The sequence below is a fragment of the Limnobaculum parvum genome, assembly GCF_003096015.2.
Classification (GTDB): Bacteria; Pseudomonadota; Gammaproteobacteria; order Enterobacterales; family Enterobacteriaceae; genus Limnobaculum; species Limnobaculum parvum.
Genome location: NZ_CP029185.2, coordinates 1,524,942 through 1,543,371 on the forward strand (window position 1 = coordinate 1,524,942; position 18,430 = coordinate 1,543,371).

An 18,430-nucleotide genomic window follows, 5' to 3' on the forward strand; every position below is an offset into this window, starting at 1 on the left:
ATTTTTCTATAACTGGGTGTTGTATCCGGTTTTTAGCGCTAGACCCTAAAAGATAACTCTATTACATTAAGCACCGTTTGAGTTTGAGCTGCGGTTATTACATAGGGAGTCCACAATGGGCCATGCCATGTTGGATTTATCAGGATACATTAAGTTCCTTGTTGGTATGTTTGCATTAGTTAATCCGGTGGGCATTCTTCCGGTCTTCATCAGTATGACGAATTATCAGTCGCCGACGGCCAGAGATAAAACCAATTTAACGGCTAACTTATCTGTAGCCATTATATTGTGGTGTTCACTGTTTTTAGGTGATGCGATATTGCATCTGTTTGGGATTTCAATCGACTCCTTCCGAATTGCGGGCGGAATTCTTATTGTGACCATCGCCATGTCGATGATTAGCGGTAAGTTGGGTGAAGATAAACAGAACAAACAAGAAAAAACGGAAACCGCAATTCGTGACAATGTTGGCGTTGTACCATTAGCGCTTCCGCTAATGGCTGGACCGGGGGCGATTAGCTCTACTATCGTCTGGAGTACTCGGTATAACACTTGGATGGATTACCTAGGTTTCTTTGTTGCGATTGCCTTCTTTTCGTTCTGTTGCTGGTTATTGTTCCGCGCGGCACCCTTGTTAGTTCGTCTGTTAGGACAAACCGGAATTAACGTGGTAACCCGTATTATGGGGTTATTACTGATGTCGTTGGGAATCGAGTTCATTATCACGGGAATTAAAGTTTCTTTCCCAGGGTTACTGGCTTAGATACGGCGTTCAGTAAGATAAATAATAAAAATCCCCGCCTAATTTGAACTGTCCAAGTTATTGGGGTCAGTTCAATTTGCGGGGATTTTTATTATCAACGATGTCAATGTCGTAATTAAGCCGACTATTCTTTCCAGAGAATATGACAGAACTTATGGTTTTTCTCCCGACTAATAAGGATTCGGGCAAAAATATCATCAACTTCGTCTTCTTCATTCGTCAGGCCAATAATAACTTCGGCGAAGAAATCCGGATTTAAATCAAAGTCTACGTGTTCAAGCCATTCATCAGAAGGATCGTGAAGCTCTGCGGCTCCACGATCTTCAAACTGCAGGTTGAACAAAATGACATCCGCTGGATCCAGATTATCGGAAGCCAGTTCTAAAAAAATATCGTAAGCCTGATCCAGCGTTTCATCTTCATCAAGCCGGTTATCTAAATCAAAATCTGCTATATCCATCGGGGTGCTCTTTAAAGAGAATCATTAAATGTTGTTGTTATAGTAATGGACTGAAGAAATAAAATAAACGTTCGATTATTCTATTCCACATAGGGCGGGTTGCCCACTCTTCCGGATTAAGTCGCGTTGACCGGGCGATATAGTCTTCCTGTACACACGCCAAATCTTCAGCAAATGTCCGGTCATCGACGGTGACGGTCACTTCAAAATTTAACCACAGGCTGCGAATATCTAAATTTACGGTTCCTACCAAACTGAGCTGGTCGTCAACCAAAACGCTTTTAGTATGGAGTAATCCACCGCCAAACTGATGTATTTTTACACCGGCTTCAAGGAGTTCAGAAAAGAATGAGCGGCTGGCCCAGCCAACCATCAAAGAATCATTTTTCTTCGGTACAATAATATTAACGTCAACGCCTCTTTGAGCAGCAGTGCAGATGGCGTGCAGTAAATCATCGCTGGGAACCAAATAAGGCGTTGTCATAATCAAACGCTTTCTGGCGGAATAAACGGCGGTAAGCAGAGCCTGATGAATCATCTCTTCAGGAAAACCTGGGCCGGAGGCGATAACTTGTACCGTATGGCCGTCTTCTTCTTCAAAAGGCAACATGGAGGTATCCGGTGCCTGAGGAAGTTGGCGTTTACCGGTTTCTATCTCCCAGTCACAGGCGTAAATGAGCCCCAGCATGGTTGCTGCAGGGCCTTGTATCCTAGCCATGAGGTCTATCCATTGGCCAACGCCTGCCCCTTGTTTAAAGAAACGAGGATCAACCATATTCATACTGCCAGTATAGGCAATATTATTATCAATAATGGCGATCTTCCGATGTTGGCGTAAATCCATACGACGAAGAAATACACGCAACACATTAACTTTTAGGGCTTCAACCAGCTCAATGCCGGCACTTTTCATTAATTCGGGATAAGGCGTGCGGAAAAAATGCATGCTTCCTGCAGAATCAAGCATTACCCGGCAGTGTACCCCCCGACGAGCCGCCGCCATCAGGGCTTCGGCAACATTATCTACCTGACCACCGCTTTGCCAGATGTAAAACACCATCTCAATACTGTGTTCAGCTAACTCAATATCATGGATTAATGATTTTATGGTGCTTTCACTGGTGGTTAACAATTGAAGATGATTGCCTCTGACTGCGGGAACACCGTGGCGATGGGCACAAAGTTGGAATAACGGTTCGGACACTGGACTAATGTGGGTGGCAAAGATACTTTGGCAATTTTTTAATTCGCCTAACCAAGTTGCCGTGGATGGCCACATCTCTTTAGCCCGCTCTGCCCGCCGTTTACCGAGATGAAGTTCTCCAAATAGGAGATAGGCCACAATACCGACTAGGGGAAGGATATAGATAACTAGCAACCAGGCCATGGCAGAGGGGACTGAACGCCGTATCATCAGCACTCGGAGCGTAACACCCGCTATCAGTAACCAGTAACCTAATACCAGTAACCAACTCAATACGGTATAGAAAGTGGTCATCGGAAATTTGTTATCCTGTTTGCTTCAAAAATAAAGCGTTGAGTTTACGCAGAGTCGCGAAAAGGTAAAACACTTCTTTCAAGTGTGTTGTAGATTTTGTTACTTATTTTTTGATTTATTCATCCCAAAGAAAAAATTGTCTGCGATACAATTAACACACCTTTAGTTGTTTGAAGATACCTTAGACATTATGCACAGATCAAGAACTGAAGTGGCACGCTGGCGCATGTTACGGCAGGCACAACACCGGCGCCATCGCTGGCTGGAAGGGCAATCTCGCAGAAATAGCCGAATACATCACATAAGGACAGATAAACAACTGGGCCGCCAACAACGCGCTCTGCTGTATGCGAATATCCACGATTGGTAATAACATAACACAGAACCGTTAATATGTAGGTAGGGGTTCCCGGTTATCGTTTTATGAGAACCCCGATAGCGCTAGAATACGCGCTTAAATGGTTTTACCGTTACATTTTGATAGACACCAGCATTAACATAAGGGTCTTTATCAGCCCACGCTTTAGCTTCTGCCAGCGTAGTAAACTCAGCAATAATGACTGAACCTGAGAAGCCTGCGGTTCCGGGGAGTTCTCCGTCAGCGATAGGATTTGGGCCTGCAACGATTAAACGCGCTTCATCCTTTAGCGATTGTAAACGTGCTAAGTGAGCAGGGCGGGCGGCGAGACGTTGCTCTAAAGAGCCGGGTACATCTTCAGCATAAATCAGATATAACACGATATTATTCCTCGATATTATGGTCACAATTTTCGGGTGATGAGAAAGATGATATTACATGATTTATTGCCGCAACTTATAGATATTATAACCTGCGTGATAAATGAAAATATGCAGACTATCGCTTGAGTAACGTGTACGCTGTAATACCAATATGTTAAATTGATATTGAATCTCATTACCATTTTCATTTAGAATTCCCCCATTCCAGAACAGTGAAGTGGTTCCTTTTGAAAAAATTCTTTCTGGCGCGTCGTTTTTCTTGGCCGCTTACTTTTTCAGTCTGTCTACATGCATCGTTTATCGGTGGGTTGGTGTTCGCCTCGATAAACGAACCGGTTGAAATTCCCGCACCAGATGATTCGGCTCCCATGAATGTTGTGATGGTTAATCCTGCCATGTTTGCTACACCTGCGGTAGTGGCAGAGGAAAATACCCCTGCACAACAACCAACGGCGAAGCCTGAACCCGAGCCGGAAAAGGTTAAACCAGAACCTATTCCTGAGCCACCGCCGGTGGAGAAGCCTAAGCCTGTTGAAGTAGAAAAACCAAAGCCGAAACCGAAGCCAAAGCCGCTCGAAGAGCCGAAAAAACCGCCCCAAAAAGAACCTAAGCCAAAAAGAGAACCGGTGAAAGAACGGACTGAACAGGCAGAGGTAGAAAAACCGGCAACAGCGCCAATCTCGACCCCTAATACCAGCCCGGTAGCCAGCGGCCCGGCATCTTCGGTCAGTGGTGCTGCGCCAGCAACAGGATCGAAGATATTAAAACAAGTCGAACCCGCTTACCCTAAACAGGCATTCGATCGCCGTATTGAGGGGCAGGTTGAGATTATGTTTGATATTGATGAAGATGGGCGTATTGAAAACGTCCGTATTTTGTCCGCTACGCCGCCAAGAATGTTTGAACGGGACGTGAAAGATGCATTGAAAAAATGGCGCTATACGCCAGTTGTGGTTAAAGATAAAAAACTGTCGATTATCTTCAAAATGGACGGTGGGGCACAAATCCGCTAATGGTTACTGGCATGCTAAATAAATAGAACAGGCCGCTATTGCGGCCTGTTCTATTTTGGAATGATTAATGACAGAGAGAGTAAAATTAATCGAAAGAGAGGTTTCTTTTGTTCTCTGGCAGCGATCGAGAGGTACCTAGATCGTTAACGGCGACATAAGTAAAGATGGCTTCTGTGACGCAATAGCGTTGTCCGATAGGTTCAGAAGCGACTTTTTTAACCCAAACTTCCATATTCACCGTGATAGAACTACGACCCGTACGCATACAGTGTGCATAGCAACACACGACATCACCTACAGTGACAGGCTTTAAGAACGTGATGGCATCGACGGCAACCGTTACTACGCGTCCGCGGGCAAGCTCTTTGGCCAGAATAGCGCCGCCAATATCCATTTGTGACATGATCCAGCCACCAAAGATATCACCATTGGCATTGGTATCTGCGGGCATTGCTAGAGTTCGGAGAACCAACTCTCCACGAGGCGTACGATCTTGTTTGCTCATAATGTGCTTCTGATAGTGTTTGTTATAAGTGAAAGATAATGGCTTATCCGTTAAGCCTAAATGTAATAGCTCATATTATTTTTACCACTCCCTGTGCCACACGCAATGGGAGCGATAAAAATAAGTATCTAACTGTGGGTTATATCATGATTCGCTGACGGAGAAACCTAGTCTTTCTTGTCACTGACCGGTGGATTTTTCTGCTCATCTGGAATATGGCGATAGATATAGAGGCCGCTAAGCAGGGTAAATACAAGCGTTAGCCCGGTCAGCCCGAATACTTTAAAGTTCATCCAAGTATCCATGGATAACCAAAATGCGACATAGATATTGAGAAGACCACAGGCGAGAAAAAATAGTGCCCAGGCAATATTTAATCGTGACCAGACGGGTTCAGGCAATGTGATCTCTTTACCTAGCATGCTCTTGATAAGTAGTTTTTTCAGTACGAACTGACTGAAAACTAATCCCAACGCAAACAGGATGTAGATAGCGGTCACTTTCCATTTAATAAAGTCAGGTGAGCGGAAAATGATGGTTAAGGTACCAAAAATAACCACCATGACAAAGGTCACGATCATCATTTTTTCTACTTTACGATACTTTATTAGACTGTAGATTACAGCCAAAGCCGTTGCGACAATCAGGGCACCAGAGGCAATAAAAATGTCGTAGAGTTTATAAAATGTGAAAAATACAATTAAGGGCAGAAAATCAAGAAACTGCTTCATAGCTCTTCCCATTGGTCAGCAAGCTGCTGACTATACCGGATTTGGCGGCAGGTTTACACTACCGTCAACGTAACAAATTACTCTTTAGCGTCCAAAATATGGACTAGGGCAGAGGTATCACAACGGCCTAGCCTACGTTACTGTAACAGGGCATAAGCTTCATCAATCTGTTTAGCAAAAGGAAGTTTAGCCCGATTGCGTTCAGTCTCATCAAAGCAGAAAACAAGATCTTTACGAATCCCAAAATCAAATTTGTTTTCACCCATCGCCTTAGTCCGGTTTTCTGGCTGCCATGAATTGCCAGAACCCATTTTGACGACATCACGCACGATTTTGACATCAAACTCACCTAGTCTTTTTCATCTCAGGGGAACGGTGGTGAAAATAACCAATTGGTATAAGAGTTTTATTAAACGGGAAGAGTAAGTAATAAAGTACACTGTTATTCCCCGCCAGCTAAGGCATTATGTTGTATGATTATTATGGTGATCTTCACAGCGCGTCTAATTAAGTGAGCGGCAATAGAGGATAAATATGTTTTCACGAGTATTTTTAAAATGGATGCCTGGATTACAGAATTTATTGGCTTACGATAAACGTTGGCTAACGGCCGATATCCGAGCCGGATTATCGGTAGCCGCGGTAGCATTACCAGTAGCCATTGCGTATGCAGAGCTGGCCAATGTGGGCGCGATTGTCGGTCTCTACTCGTGTATTTTACCAATGATTGCCTATGCCTTTTTTGGTTCTTCTCGTCAGTTAATTGTTGGGCCGGACGCGACAACCTGTGCGGTTATTGCTGCGGTAGTTACGCCATTAGCGGCCGGTAACAGTGAGATGCAGTGGCAATTAACCATCATCATGACCCTGATTATGGGAGGATGGTGCATTTTGGCGAGCAAGTTCAGGCTGGGAGCATTGGCAGACTTACTCTCTCAACCCATCCTGACCGGATTACTGAATGGCGTTGCTATCACCATTATGGTAGGGCAGATTGCTAAAATCCTCGGTATTCATATTAATGCTAATCAACTGATAGAAAAAATCATTGCCATACCATTCCAAATTATGGATAGCCATTTGCCGACTCTAGGTATTTCGGCATTAACGTTGCTGTTGTTAATCGGGATCAAAAAGTTTCGTAGGCAGTGGCCTGCTCCTCTCATTGCTATTGTCGTCACGACGGTATTGGGGTGGGGAACGGATATCCAACAATATGGCGTAGAGACCATCGGCGCAGCAGGGTTTGATTCTGGTCTTCCGATGGTTAACTGGAATCATTTTCAACCGGGCCTGATGCGAGAGTTGGTTATTCCAGCGCTTAACTTAGCGCTAATTAGCTTCGTTAGTCTGATGCTAACTGCTCGTAGTTTTGCCGCTAAAAATGGCTACGACATTGATGCAGATGCAGAATTCAGAGCGTTGGGTATTGCGAATATCATGTCGGCAGTATCGCAAGGGTTTGCAATCAGCGGCGCTGATTCCCGTACGGCAGTTAATGATGCGAATGGTGGAAAGAGCCAACTGGTCTCCATTATTGCGGCGTTGGTCATTGCTTTGGTCGTTTTATTTCTGACTAAGCCATTACAATTTATTCCAGTTTCTGCACTTGGTGTAGTACTGGTCTATTCGGCGTGGTCATTGATAGATTTACGCGGGATATGGAATCTTAGACGGCGTAATCGGCAGGCATTTAGTTTGGCGATTTTTACTTTTGTTTGCGTGTTATTAATCGGTGTTATTCAGGGAATAGGTTTAGCCGTACTGTTGGGGCTATTACAGTTTTTACGTACGGTGTTTCGGCCAACAGAGCAACTACTTGGCGTCAATGAAGATGGTATGATCCATTCATTGGGAAATACGACAGCGGTTAAAGCGGTTCCTGGGGTAATGATGTACCGATTCAACTCTCCGCTGACTTATTTTAACGTAGCCTATTTTAAACGCCGTATCTTAAATTTGGTGGACAGTACGCCATATCAGCCTCGCTGGGTGGTGATTGATGCGGTGGCTAGTTTTACTTATGCCGATATCAGTGTGCTGGCATCTATTGATGAACTGAAGCGAGATCTTAAATTACGTCAGATTAAACTAGTATTAGCCGGGCGTAGAACAGAGTTGACCCGCTGGTTTAAGGATAATCGACCGGCAATGAAGGAGGAGGAGATCATGCTAGTTCCCGATCTCTATCTGGCGCTTAAATTTATTCAGAGTAAAGAAAGTGTACAGACTTCAGAAGAACCATCCTGAAGATGAATTTGTCGAGGATATAAAAACCGGTAACAACCGGTTTTTATTGATTTTCATGTCGGTTTAACCTGCATATACAGCCGGAACAGGTAGACAAACAGAAATGCCGTCACCAGATTGCTGATGGCGCTAAGTAACAGTGCGACAGCCATTGGCGATACGGCAGATAAATTGATCGTGATCACCAGCAAAATGAATTTAGTTGACAGTGTAAATAGCAGAATAGGAAGGACAATTCTCAGATTGGCAAACGCCATCCCCCAACTGGTGCTAATGGCATAAATTAAACCCTTACGAGATTCCAACATAATAATAGGGGATAACACCAACACAAACGCAAAAAAGAGGCCAGGCAGTAGGTATAAAGATAATCCAAAAGTAATTAACATTGACGAGATAACAAGTAAAACGATTAACATTGGCAATGAAGTTATTGAAGAACCAATTGCTCTTAAGGCACTCGATGATTGCCCTTGAGAGACCTGAATAACCAGTGTGATTGTTCCAGCAATAAGCAGTGTTTGACTGAGTAAAAAGCTCAGAGCCATAGCGCCAAATAGTGGCGCCGCTGTTTCAACAATGGCTAATTGCTGTTCATGTGACATCCCTTTAATGATTTGTTCCACTTCTCCACGCGTCATAGCGGAAGAGCCAACAGACCCAGTGATCATCTGATGAAGACCCGTAGTATCCGGCATCATGGCTTGAAGCAAAACATAAGATATAAATGACGCCAGTAATGCCAGCATAATGAAGCTGGATAATTGGTTACGTATGAAATTTACGCTGTCACGGAAGAGGGAATTGGCCGTGATGGGCATGGAGTCTCCTGTCTAAAGATAATATGGACTATTGTGGTGATTGTAACCTGTTAACCCATACTCTTGAACTTTATTATCCATGCTGATGGTTATCAGTAGAAAATTAAGCTGCCATCATGTTGTCGCTAAGTCATGATACCCGTTCAGGTATTAGGATTTCTTTCTTTTGATGAAGATATCAGTATCGCTAAATGCGTTGCATATCGATGAATGCTTATCTAGATCAAATGTGGAATATCAGTAAAAAATAACTAATTTGTTGATCTCGGTGTTGTGTCAATTTTTGTCATGAACTGTGATCGGTATTGGATCCAATTTACTACCAATGAGGTATATTTCACACACATTTACCCTAAAAGGAATATGGATAATGAAAAAACTCCCTCTGGTTTGTTTAATTACTGCAACATTAGCACCTTCATTTGCTTTTGCTCATCAGGCAGGTGATTTTTTATTCCGAGCTGGTTCCGTTACAGTGAGACCGAATGAAGGTTCTGATAATGTGTTGGGTCTGGGCTCATTTAACGTCAATAATGATACACAGCTTGGATTAACTTTCGGTTATATGATTACGGATAACATCGGTATTGAATTGTTAGGTGCGACACCGTTCAATCATGATGTTGGCTTAAAAGCCACAGGTACGATTGCGACAGTTAAACAATTACCACCATCACTAATGGCTCAGTATTATTTTGGTAGTAAAGAGAGCGTATGGCGTCCTTATTTGGGGGCGGGTATTAACTACACCACATTCTTTAGTGAAGACTTCAATAATACTGGCAAAAGTGCTGGTTTAAGTAACTTAAGCGTTGATGATTCATGGGGAGTGGCGTTACAAGCGGGTGTTGACTATAACGTTGATAAAAACTGGGTAGTGAATACTTCTGTGTGGTGGATGAACATCGATACTGATGTTAACTTCACATCAACCGATGCGGCGGGTAACCGTACTGGTCATAGCATCAGTACGCGACTTGACCCATGGGCATTTATGTTTGGTGTTGGCTATAAGTTCTGATTGAGTTAGCCAGATGAAATTGAAACGCCGGTGACACCGGCGTTTTTGCTACTTACCTTGATATTTAGGTTATTCATCATCATTTTTTAGCAATAATTTCCAACCGGCTACATCCTCCCAATATTCCTGCTCTTTTTCCAGATCGGCGAGTACCAAGCTATTTTTATCTAGATACTGAGGCGGGAAAATCAGTGTGATATGGTAGTCATCGCTATAAAGTCGACAATACTCAGGCTCTGTCGTTGCTTGGCGTTGATTGTTCAACAGGATCGCCAAGCGAAGAATTTGGATCAGCGGAATAAACTGACGCTTCTTCACTAAATTAAAGTTGGGGAGTTCATCTAATTTTATCCCTTTACGATGAAAGCGAACTAGAGAGGCTAACAGAAGTTGATGCTCCTGATTAAAACCTGGCAGGTTCGTATTTTGAAGAATATAGGCGGAATGGCGCTGCATACTACTGTGGTTAATGCTTAATCCCACTTCGTGTAACATAGCGGCCCAACCAAGCAAGGCTTCCAACTGAGGGTTTGCCAGTGAGGGGCTTTGAGCAAGCCATTGAGCATAGAATGATTGGGTAGTGGTTAATACTCGGTTGGCCTGTTCCCGGTCAATATTGTAATGTTCAGCTAAACTGATGGCCGTTCTGCTACGAATATCCTGATGGCGGAAACGGCTCTCCATTTCATACAGAACACCTTCTCGCAACGCACCATCAGATAATCTTAGCTCTTTAATTGCCAGTGCATTAAATATGCCGCATAAAATAGCTAGACCGGGAACAAAAACGCTTTGGCGATCGGGAGACAGGCCTTCTAAATCAATAGCATCGAAGGATTTGAATTTGAGTGTAGCATTAACCACTTGCTCCAGACGTTCAGGCGTAATTATGCCGTCTCGTTCTCCCATTTCTTCAACAAGCACATTGTGTACGGCTTTAATGGTTCCTGATGCGCCTAAGGCATATTGCCAGCCCTGAATACGGTATTGCCAGGCCAGATTTTCCAGCTTTTGTTCTGCCGCCAGTTGTGCACGTTGGAAATTCTGCTTAGTGATCTGATTATTGGGAAAGAATAACTTGGCGAAGCTGACGCATCCCATACGCCGACTCTCAGCAATAATCGGTGAGAAATCTTCGCCAATAACCAATTCGGTAGAACCACCGCCAATATCAATAACCAGTTTACGGCCTTTTTCCGGTTGGGTATGGGCCACTCCCATATAGATCAGACGAGCTTCTTCTTGTCCTGCGATAATTTCAATTGGATAGGGCAGAATTTCACTGGCGCGCTGTAGAAAATCTTGGCCGTTTACTGCCAGACGTAAAGTATGGGTGCCAACGATACGCACACTGTCTGGAGAGAAGCCCTGAAGGCGCTCCGCAAATAGGCTTAAACAGTTGAGTCCACGTAGTATCGCTTCTTCACTGAGATAGTTATCCCTATCCAGACCATCAGCCAGATGAACTCGCTGTTTCAAACGACCTAAAATTTGCAATGCTCCGTTAACAACACGGGCGATAACCATATGAAAGCTGTTAGATCCTAAATCAATAGCGGCGATTTCTTGTGGTTTTGTTGTTATTGAATCGTTTAAATGCATTATTATTTCTCTGCTATATCCGTCGACTCTATGTTGGACGGCTGTTCCAATGCTTTCAGATAGTCATAAATGGCAATTTGCGAACGAACTTTTCGGCGGTTTCCTCGAGGTACATATTGATTATTTAACTCTTTATCAATAATGCGGGCTTTAACCGTGTCAGAGAGTTGAATATCAATGATATCGAGAACCCGTTGTTTAAGCACCGGATCGAGAATGGCAACGCCGACTTCAATACGGTAGTCAATATTTCGGGTCATCCAGTCAGCCGAGGAGATAAATACCTGGTTGTTGCCCTGATTCTCAAAAATATATACGCGAGCATGTTCCAAGAATCGGTCAACGATACTGGTAACTTGAATATTTTCGCTAATACCAGGGAGATTAGGCACCAGTGAACACATACCGCGTACAATAAGGCGAATTTTCACGCCGGCACCAGAAGCCGCGTAAAGTCTGTCAATTAGCTCTTTGTCTACTAGATTGTTAATTTTTAAAGTGATACCCGCATCCAATCCTGCCTGAGCAAAGGAAATTTCTCTGTCGATCAGCTTGTTAAGCATTAAGCGAGAGTTTTGAGGTGAAACCAGTAAATGCTCAAAACTAACGGGACGATAAGGATTTTCAATAAAGTTAAATACTCGGCGTACTTCATTAGTAATACGGGAATCTGCGGTAAGCAGAGAAAAGTCAGTATAGAGACGGGCGGTTTTCTCATTAAAATTACCGGTACCAATATGGGCATAGCGAACAATCTGACCATCTTCTATTCGAGAAATAAGGAAAAGTTTGGCATGAATTTTCAGGCCAGGGGCCGAGAAGATAACGTGCACCCCCGCTTCCGTTAAGCGTTTCGCCCAATGAATATTGGCTTCTTCATCAAAGCGTGCCTGCAGTTCTACAACCACAGTGACTTTTTTGCCATTGTGTGCAGCATTAATCATTGATTCGATAATGCGAGATTCTTTGGCAACTCGATAAATATTAATTTTGATGGCTAATACGTTGGGGTCAAATGACGCCTGACGAACCAGTTCAAGAACATGCTCGAAAGTATGGTAAGGATAGTAGAGCAGTACGTCGCGCTCTTTGATGGCATCAAATCCATTACGGAAATTATTGAACCAGATGTGTCTTAAACGGGGTAACGGTTTATTGACCAGATTGGCCTTACCAACATTTGGGAAACTGATAAAGTCTTTAAAATTATGATATCGGCCACCGGGAATCACCGAGTCATAAGAGGAAATACCCAGTTTTTTACGCAGGATTTCCACCATATCATTTGGCATATCACGTTGATAAACAAAACGAACAGGTTCTGCAGTGAGACGCTGTTTCAGGCTGGAGGACATAAGTTCAAGCCAGCTGGATTCCATTTCGTTTACTAGGTCATATTCGGCATCTCGAGTCATTTTCATCGAGTAAGCATCGAGAGACTGATAATCGAAGAAGCCTTTAAAGATATCATCAAGGCAAAAACGAATAATGTTATCTAACAAGATCATTGGCTTACGCCGGCGAGGTGGCTCAGGCGGCAAAGTAATAAAACGAGAGACCTTATTAGATGGAATTTCTAACAGGGCATAGTCTTTCTTCTCTGCATTAATTACGATTTCAACGGCCAAATAGGTGTAGTCGTCTTTTAAAAATTCAAGCAGGCTGATGTCGTTATTAAGCAGAATAGGGGTAATGTGTTGTCTAAGATGGTTTTTGAAGTAATGACGTAGCCAGATTTGCTGGTTTTCAGATAATTGACGTTCATTGATCAGAAACACCTGATTACGGGCCATTTCCAGCAGCAGTTCATTGTATAAGTTGTCAAATTCTAGGTCAGTCTTTAATACTTTGGCCTGAATTTTTTTTAAAACCTGTCTGGAGCTGGATGCAGATCCTTGTTCTTCTTTAATCAGAATACGCCGTTTTACATCGGCAAAACGAACCTTGTAAAACTCATCGAGGTTGCTGGAATAGATGCCTAAAAATCGGATCCGCTCAATCAACGGGTTACTTTTATCAGCAGCTTCCTGTAACACCCGCTCATTGAACGATAACCAGCTCAGTTCTTTCTCAATATAGAGCTTTTCCTGATTCATCATGACTCCGTGACAGCTGAATAATAAGACCATTATGGCGATTAGTGTGGGGGCAAGTCCACAGATACCTGAGAGGAATTGTTCTGCAGTTAATAGTTTAGCCAACCTTGGTAAGATCGTGCATCTCTATGAAGAAGCATCTAAACAACCGCCGATAAATATAAATAGCTCAAACAATAAAGACGTATTCCATTGGGATGAAATACGTCTTTATTACGATGGTGAAAATCACCCTAAATCAATAAACGGCGATTTTTAGAATGCGCTGGTGTCTTTGAACAGACCCACTTTCAGATCGGTTGCGGTATAAATTACGCGTCCATCGACTAATACTTCGCCATCGGCTAATCCCATAATTAAACGGCGATTAACGATACGCTTCAGATGCAGACGATAAGTCACTTTTTTCGCCGTTGGTAATATCTGACCAGTAAGTTTAACTTCACCCACGCCTAATGCACGGCCTTTACCTTCACCACCTAACCAGCCTAAATAGAAGCCCACTAATTGCCACATAGCATCTAGACCTAAACAACCAGGCATAACAGGATCGCCAATAAAGTGACAACCAAAGAACCACAGGTCAGGATTAATATCTAATTCTGCTTCTACATAACCTTTGTCATATTGCCCGCCGGTTTCGGTCATTTTTACAATGCGATCCATCATTAGCATATTTGGTGCTGGTAATGGAGGTCCGCCTGCGCCAAACAATTCACCACGACCTGAAGCAAGCAGGTCTTCTTTTGTATAGGATTCGCGTTTTTCAAACATAATTGTACTAACCTTATCTTTTAAATATGTAAAAGGGCAGTCTACCCATCAGTAATATCGCACTAGATTAGCTTACAGTTGTAAGCTGAACAAGTCCGATCAGCCGCGATTGAACCAATTAAGCCAACGAAGAGGCCATGGCAGGCGGTTACGATCGTTACCTGCTACTTGAGTAATGCGTTCCTGAATGGAACCAATGATGCTTGGTTTATTTTCATCAACGTAAGGTAATCCCGTTAGTAATGGCAGGGCATCTTGTGCATGGTCGATAGCCCATAAATGGAAATGACCGGCCTTGACCGCTTCAACAACCTCATCTTTTAAACAGAGATGACGAATATTAGTCAGCGGCAAAATAACGCCTTGAGAACCAGTTAATTCACGGTTATTACAAACGTCAAAAAATCCTTCGATTTTTTCGTTAATTCCACCGATGGTTTGAACATTACCAAACTGATCGACTGAACCGGTTACGGCAATTTGCTGATTAATAGGTTGCTGTGATAATGCGCTCATCAGTGCACACAGGCCGGCTAAAGAAGCGCTATCACCATCTACTTCGCCATAGGATTGTTCAAATACGATAGAACCAGAAAATGGGAACTGTTGGTCTGAGGCCAGCTCTGCGGCAATAAAGGCCTGCATAATCATGATGCCCTTGGCATGTAGATTACCGCCCAACTCGGACTTTCTCTCCACATCCATGATTTCTCCATCACCCAGATGAACCACACAACTAATGCGTGATGGTTCTCCCATAGCGCGGGGATGCCCCGGATATTCTAAAACGGATAATCCATTGATTTGACCAATAACAAAACCTTCAGTTTCGATGCGAACCTGACCAAGGTCTATATCGTCTAATACCATTTCGGAGAGATAGCTCTCACGCCACTGCTTCTCTTGTTCGGACTGCTCCAAAGACTGAGCGGTAATATTAGGCATGGCAAAAGGCACGGCATCGCTGAGTATATGGCTTAACCATTGAGGGCAGAGGGGCAATTTTTCCTGATCGCCGCTTTTTCTAATGGCGATATTAATCAACGAAGGGTAAGCATTGGCATCAATAGAAGGTAACTGATAGTGACAGGCAACAGAATTGAGATATTCACACCAAGTCACAATATCCTCGTCCTGACTAACGACGAGATCGGTTTCGAATTCAGTATAAATAACCTGTTCAATGAGTTCAGGTTCCAACTCTTGAAATTCACCCAATCCGTAGCGATCGCCGACTAAAATAACTTTCAACTCTAATGGCATTGAAGGAATTGATAGTGGTAAAGGGCGTGTATCATCAACAGAAAACCACTGAAAACGCTTGCTAACTACAGCTTGCTTTAACCGGAACCACAGATGTGGTTGGGTGAGTAAGGTGCGAACAGAAAGAATCAGAATCCCACCGTTTGCTTGATGAATCAAACCGGGTTCCAGCGTATAGCTATCATTGTGTTTACGCAGGCAGCCAAACAGTTGTTCTATTTCCAACCATTCTTCATACAGGCAGTCATCAGTAGCTGCGAAATTGTCGCTTTTACTTTGGGCATCAACACGGCTTATAACCGTATTGTTGATTTCATATCGACTACCAAAAGTGTCAGAGCGTGCGGGCTGAATATTTTTTACCGCATCATGGATCAGTGAGAGGTAGGCTCGGCTATCAACGGCTTTTATCAACATGAACGGTGAAGCCGTCGCATGTTGATGACAGAAAGTAGATAGAGACTTCTGCAAACGAGGCTGTGTGATTGCAATGTTTAGTGGTTCGCGACGATATTCTCGTTCGAACAAGCCTGTACAGGCTGCGGTATTTGGCAATAACTGTTGCCATTCAAGTCGATTGATAGTCAAAGTATTCGCTGTTTAATTCAAAAAGGAAAACGAGATTATACAAGAAACACACGGAGTTCATACTCCCGTGATTCACTTAACTAATTGTCTGATCAATATTATAGACAATGGCGACAAAACTGTTGGGGCAAAGTATTGAGAAGGCTTCAAAAGCTGCTATGCTACAAATGTTACACGGTCACTCAATTAGGTGCTTTATGAAATATCAGCAGTTAGATAATCTTGAAAGTGGGTGGAAGTGGAAGTATCTGGTTAAAAAACATCGGGAAGGTGAAGAGATAACTCGCTATCTAGAATATAGCGCCGCCCAGGAAAAAGTGGATGAGTTGCTGCAGTTAGAGAATGAACCGTATCGGGTTCATGAATGGATCGGTGCTCATATTAATCCTGATCTATTAAACCGGTTGAAACAAACTATCCGAGCCAGACGTAAACGCCATTTTAATGCAGAACAGCAGCACACGCGTAAAAAGTCTATCGATCTTGAGTTCTTGGTGTGGCAGCGTCTCTCTGCCTTATCTCAACGCCGTGGGTCAACGCTATCTGAAACTATTGTTCAGCTTATCGAAGATGCTGAAAGAAAAGAGCAGTATGCTAATCAGATGTCGTTACTGAAACAGGATTTGAAAGATATTTTAACTCAGGATAAGTGATATCTGCGGTGAAGCAGAGAAATGCTGATGTGATTGGTCAGTTTTATTATTCTTAATAAAAAACCCCGCAGAGCGGGGTTTTTGCATAACGCTATCTTAGAGGGCTATTACTTTCTAACAGCTTCTTTAACTTCAGTTACGATGTCTTTAGCGCCTTTAACTTCGATCTCTACACGACGATCTGGAGACAGACAGTCGATCAGAGCAGCACCACGTTTCAGACCATCACAGGTAGAACCGGTAACTGGGTTAGATTTGCCTAAACCACGAGCAGAAATCTTATCAGAAGGGATGCCTTTAGATACTAAGTAGCTAACAACGCTATGAGCACGTTGTTCAGACAGTTTTTGGTTGTACTTTTCAGAACCGATACGGTCAGTATAGCCCAGAACAACTAAAGAACCGTTGGTTGGGTTGATTGAACTTAATTCACCGTATAATTGATCCAGAGCTTGCTTACCTTCTGGCTTCAGGTTTGCTTTGTTGAAAGCAAACAGAACGTCAGATTTCAGAGTGAAACGCTTAGTTTCAACAACTGGTACAGCAACTACTGCTGGAGCTGCAGCTTTGGTTTGACCAAAACGGTAAGCTAGGCCTAAGCTCAGCATGCCGTTGTCTGGACGGGTATTAACGCTATCAGCGTCGCCGTTACCGATGTTGTTAACCCACTGGTAATCTAAACGAGTAGCGATGCTTGGAGTGATAGCGTATTCAACACCAACTGCTGCCAGTGGAGAAATACCGGTATCGTGAGCTTTGCCTTCGCCACCAGATGCTGGATGAACTTTAGCGTCACCACGCCAGCCCATAGCACCTAAACGGGTGTAGATATCCAGATCGTTCATGATTGGATAGCTCAGTTTAGCTGCTAATTGGATGCCTTGAGCTTTATAAGCGGCACTGTTATCACCACGGTAAGTCATACGACCTAACCAGTCATAACCTAATTCAAAACCTAAATATTGGTTAGCTTGATAACCGAAATAAGCACCAGCACCTAATTGATTAGGGTGGGTATTTTGGTTGTTCAGTGTATCTAAACCATTACCGTTCTTGTAAAAGCCAGTGTCATGGTAAGAAGACCAACCCACTTTAGCACCAGTGTACCAAGTGTTGTCTAATGGAGCGGCCTGTGCTGCAGTAGCTAAACCGGTCAGTGCCATTGCTAGTGCAATTGCTGTCTTTTTCATTTTGCGCCTCGTTATCATCTAAAATAGTAGTGATATAAGTTAATGCTATGTGGTTCTAGTTTTAAAGTTCGAAGTTAAAGTACCCACATCAATCCATGACTGACATCGAGAATCCGGAACCATAAAGCAACCTAATCAAGGTAAAGTTTACAACGTGTAAGAAAAGTTACAAGTGTTGAGTACTAAAAGCAGATAAAAATATCCTGATTAGTTTAATTATTAACGTCTGTGTTACGTCAGTAACTCCTAATTAAAAGCTAATCTGAGAGACAGTATAATAATCAAGTTGAATAAATCATAGTGATAAATTAATGATTATGAGAGAAGAAAGGAAGGTGTTAAGCATTCTGTGCTATTGGTGGATTCTTATAATGTAACATAAAATTACACAACAGGGGGTTTGTAATTTTATGTTAACTTAAGTAAAGATGCGATGAGGTCTGATAATCCAATTGTTTGAT

18 protein-coding genes are annotated in these 18,430 nt (G+C 43.0%); 6 read left to right on the forward strand and 12 right to left on the reverse strand.

The window, feature by feature from the left end; all coding sequences use genetic code 11:
* Positions 1-115: 115 nt before the first annotated feature.
* A complete protein-coding gene (locus HYN51_RS06120; RefSeq protein ID WP_108899206.1) occupies positions 116-763 on the forward strand; it encodes a YchE family NAAT transporter in 648 nt (215 codons plus the stop codon).
* Between the two features lie 124 nt (positions 764-887).
* Here the strand turns inward: HYN51_RS06120 and HYN51_RS06125 are convergent, their stop codons facing one another.
* Together HYN51_RS06125 and cls are read right to left on the reverse strand one after the other, a co-directional pair.
* A complete protein-coding gene (locus HYN51_RS06125; RefSeq protein ID WP_108899207.1) occupies positions 888-1,223 on the reverse strand; it encodes an HI1450 family dsDNA-mimic protein in 336 nt (111 codons plus the stop codon).
* Positions 1,224-1,260: 37 nt separating this feature from the next.
* On the reverse strand, positions 1,261-2,721 hold the full coding sequence (gene cls, locus HYN51_RS06130) for a cardiolipin synthase (RefSeq protein WP_108899208.1): 1,461 nt from the start codon (positions 2,719-2,721) through the stop codon (positions 1,261-1,263).
* Between the two features lie 190 nt (positions 2,722-2,911).
* On the opposite strand from cls, the gene HYN51_RS06135 reads away from it, so the two are divergent.
* Positions 2,912-3,091, forward strand: coding sequence for a YciY family protein (locus HYN51_RS06135; protein WP_108901981.1), 180 nt, complete (start codon positions 2,912-2,914; stop codon positions 3,089-3,091).
* A gap of 71 nt (positions 3,092-3,162) precedes the next feature.
* On the opposite strand, the gene HYN51_RS06140 is transcribed toward HYN51_RS06135, so the two are convergent.
* On the reverse strand, positions 3,163-3,459 hold the full coding sequence (locus HYN51_RS06140) for a YciI family protein (RefSeq protein ID WP_108899209.1): 297 nt from the start codon (positions 3,457-3,459) through the stop codon (positions 3,163-3,165).
* A 230-nt stretch (positions 3,460-3,689) separates the two neighbouring features.
* Between HYN51_RS06140 and HYN51_RS06145 the strand changes: the two genes are divergently transcribed.
* The gene (locus HYN51_RS06145; protein WP_108899210.1) at positions 3,690-4,475 is read left to right on the forward strand and encodes a TonB family protein; all 786 of its coding nucleotides are present in this window, start codon (positions 3,690-3,692) and stop codon (positions 4,473-4,475) included.
* Positions 4,476-4,560: 85 nt separating this feature from the next.
* Here HYN51_RS06145 and yciA read toward each other — a convergent pair whose 3' ends face one another.
* The 3 genes from yciA to HYN51_RS16300 all read right to left on the reverse strand — a co-directional run bounded on the left by yciA (position 4,561) and on the right by HYN51_RS16300 (position 6,040).
* Positions 4,561-4,980, reverse strand: a complete 420-nt coding sequence (gene yciA, locus HYN51_RS06150; RefSeq protein ID WP_108899211.1) for an acyl-CoA thioester hydrolase YciA — start codon at positions 4,978-4,980, stop codon at positions 4,561-4,563.
* A 167-nt stretch (positions 4,981-5,147) separates the two neighbouring features.
* Positions 5,148-5,711: a septation protein A gene (locus HYN51_RS06155; RefSeq protein ID WP_108899212.1), complete on the reverse strand. Its 564-nt coding sequence runs from the start codon at positions 5,709-5,711 to the stop codon at positions 5,148-5,150.
* 137 nt (positions 5,712-5,848) lie between these two features.
* Positions 5,849-6,040 carry an NAD(P)-binding domain-containing protein gene (locus HYN51_RS16300; RefSeq protein WP_157952994.1) on the reverse strand — a complete coding sequence of 64 codons (192 nt, stop codon included), beginning with the start codon at positions 6,038-6,040 and terminating at the stop codon, positions 5,849-5,851.
* A 205-nt stretch (positions 6,041-6,245) separates the two neighbouring features.
* Here HYN51_RS16300 and HYN51_RS06160 point away from each other — a divergent pair, with 205 nt between their 5' ends.
* On the forward strand, positions 6,246-7,961 hold the full coding sequence (locus HYN51_RS06160) for a SulP family inorganic anion transporter (RefSeq protein ID WP_108899213.1): 1,716 nt from the start codon (positions 6,246-6,248) through the stop codon (positions 7,959-7,961).
* A gap of 53 nt (positions 7,962-8,014) precedes the next feature.
* On the opposite strand, the gene HYN51_RS06165 is transcribed toward HYN51_RS06160, so the two are convergent.
* Positions 8,015-8,782, reverse strand: coding sequence for a YciC family protein (locus HYN51_RS06165; RefSeq protein WP_108899214.1), 768 nt, complete (start codon positions 8,780-8,782; stop codon positions 8,015-8,017).
* Between the two features lie 370 nt (positions 8,783-9,152).
* On the opposite strand from HYN51_RS06165, the gene ompW reads away from it, so the two are divergent.
* Positions 9,153-9,803, forward strand: coding sequence for an outer membrane protein OmpW (gene ompW / locus HYN51_RS06170; protein WP_108899215.1), 651 nt, complete (start codon positions 9,153-9,155; stop codon positions 9,801-9,803).
* A 69-nt stretch (positions 9,804-9,872) separates the two neighbouring features.
* Here the strand turns inward: ompW and ppx are convergent, their stop codons facing one another.
* The 4 genes from ppx to HYN51_RS06195 all read right to left on the reverse strand — a co-directional run bounded on the left by ppx (position 9,873) and on the right by HYN51_RS06195 (position 16,126).
* The gene (gene ppx / locus HYN51_RS06175) at positions 9,873-11,405 is read right to left on the reverse strand and encodes an exopolyphosphatase (protein ID WP_108899216.1); all 1,533 of its coding nucleotides are present in this window, start codon (positions 11,403-11,405) and stop codon (positions 9,873-9,875) included.
* A gap of 2 nt (positions 11,406-11,407) precedes the next feature.
* Complete coding sequence (gene ppk1, locus HYN51_RS06180; protein WP_108899217.1) at positions 11,408-13,501, reverse strand: polyphosphate kinase 1; 2,094 nt, start codon at positions 13,499-13,501, stop codon at positions 11,408-11,410.
* A 255-nt stretch (positions 13,502-13,756) separates the two neighbouring features.
* Entirely contained in the window at positions 13,757-14,275 is a 519-nt protein-coding gene (gene fabA / locus HYN51_RS06190) for a bifunctional 3-hydroxydecanoyl-ACP dehydratase/trans-2-decenoyl-ACP isomerase (RefSeq protein WP_108899219.1), read from the reverse strand.
* Between the two features lie 99 nt (positions 14,276-14,374).
* The gene (locus tag HYN51_RS06195) at positions 14,375-16,126 is read right to left on the reverse strand and encodes an AAA family ATPase (RefSeq protein ID WP_108899220.1); all 1,752 of its coding nucleotides are present in this window, start codon (positions 16,124-16,126) and stop codon (positions 14,375-14,377) included.
* Positions 16,127-16,323: 197 nt separating this feature from the next.
* Between HYN51_RS06195 and matP the strand changes: the two genes are divergently transcribed.
* Positions 16,324-16,779: a macrodomain Ter protein MatP gene (gene matP, locus HYN51_RS06200; RefSeq protein WP_108899221.1), complete on the forward strand. Its 456-nt coding sequence runs from the start codon at positions 16,324-16,326 to the stop codon at positions 16,777-16,779.
* A gap of 107 nt (positions 16,780-16,886) precedes the next feature.
* On the opposite strand, the gene ompA is transcribed toward matP, so the two are convergent.
* Positions 16,887-17,969, reverse strand: a complete 1,083-nt coding sequence (gene ompA / locus HYN51_RS06205) for a porin OmpA (protein WP_108899222.1) — start codon at positions 17,967-17,969, stop codon at positions 16,887-16,889.
* Between the last annotated feature and the right edge of the window lie 461 nt (positions 17,970-18,430).

Bases quoted from the DNA above. Each gene is read 5' to 3' on its own strand.
- HYN51_RS06125 (WP_108899207.1), bottom strand. From the start codon at position 1,223: ATGGATATAGCAGATTTTGATTTAGATAACCGGCTTGATGAAGATGAA.
- HYN51_RS06135 (WP_108901981.1), top strand. From the start codon at position 2,912: ATGCACAGATCAAGAACTGAAGTGGCACGCTGGCGCATGTTACGGCAG.
- ompA (WP_108899222.1), bottom strand. From the start codon at position 17,969: ATGAAAAAGACAGCAATTGCACTAGCAATGGCACTGACCGGTTTAGCT.
- cls (WP_108899208.1), bottom strand. From the start codon at position 2,721: ATGACCACTTTCTATACCGTATTGAGTTGGTTACTGGTATTAGGTTAC.
- matP (WP_108899221.1), top strand. From the start codon at position 16,324: ATGAAATATCAGCAGTTAGATAATCTTGAAAGTGGGTGGAAGTGGAAG.
- HYN51_RS06160 (WP_108899213.1), top strand. From the start codon at position 6,246: ATGTTTTCACGAGTATTTTTAAAATGGATGCCTGGATTACAGAATTTA.
- ompW (WP_108899215.1), top strand. From the start codon at position 9,153: ATGAAAAAACTCCCTCTGGTTTGTTTAATTACTGCAACATTAGCACCT.
- fabA (WP_108899219.1), bottom strand. From the start codon at position 14,275: ATGTTTGAAAAACGCGAATCCTATACAAAAGAAGACCTGCTTGCTTCA.
- ppk1 (WP_108899217.1), bottom strand. From the start codon at position 13,501: ATGAATCAGGAAAAGCTCTATATTGAGAAAGAACTGAGCTGGTTATCG.
- yciA (WP_108899211.1), bottom strand. From the start codon at position 4,980: ATGAGCAAACAAGATCGTACGCCTCGTGGAGAGTTGGTTCTCCGAACT.
- ppx (WP_108899216.1), bottom strand. From the start codon at position 11,405: ATGCATTTAAACGATTCAATAACAACAAAACCACAAGAAATCGCCGCT.
- HYN51_RS06155 (WP_108899212.1), bottom strand. From the start codon at position 5,711: ATGAAGCAGTTTCTTGATTTTCTGCCCTTAATTGTATTTTTCACATTT.
- HYN51_RS06165 (WP_108899214.1), bottom strand. From the start codon at position 8,782: ATGCCCATCACGGCCAATTCCCTCTTCCGTGACAGCGTAAATTTCATA.
- HYN51_RS06120 (WP_108899206.1), top strand. From the start codon at position 116: ATGGGCCATGCCATGTTGGATTTATCAGGATACATTAAGTTCCTTGTT.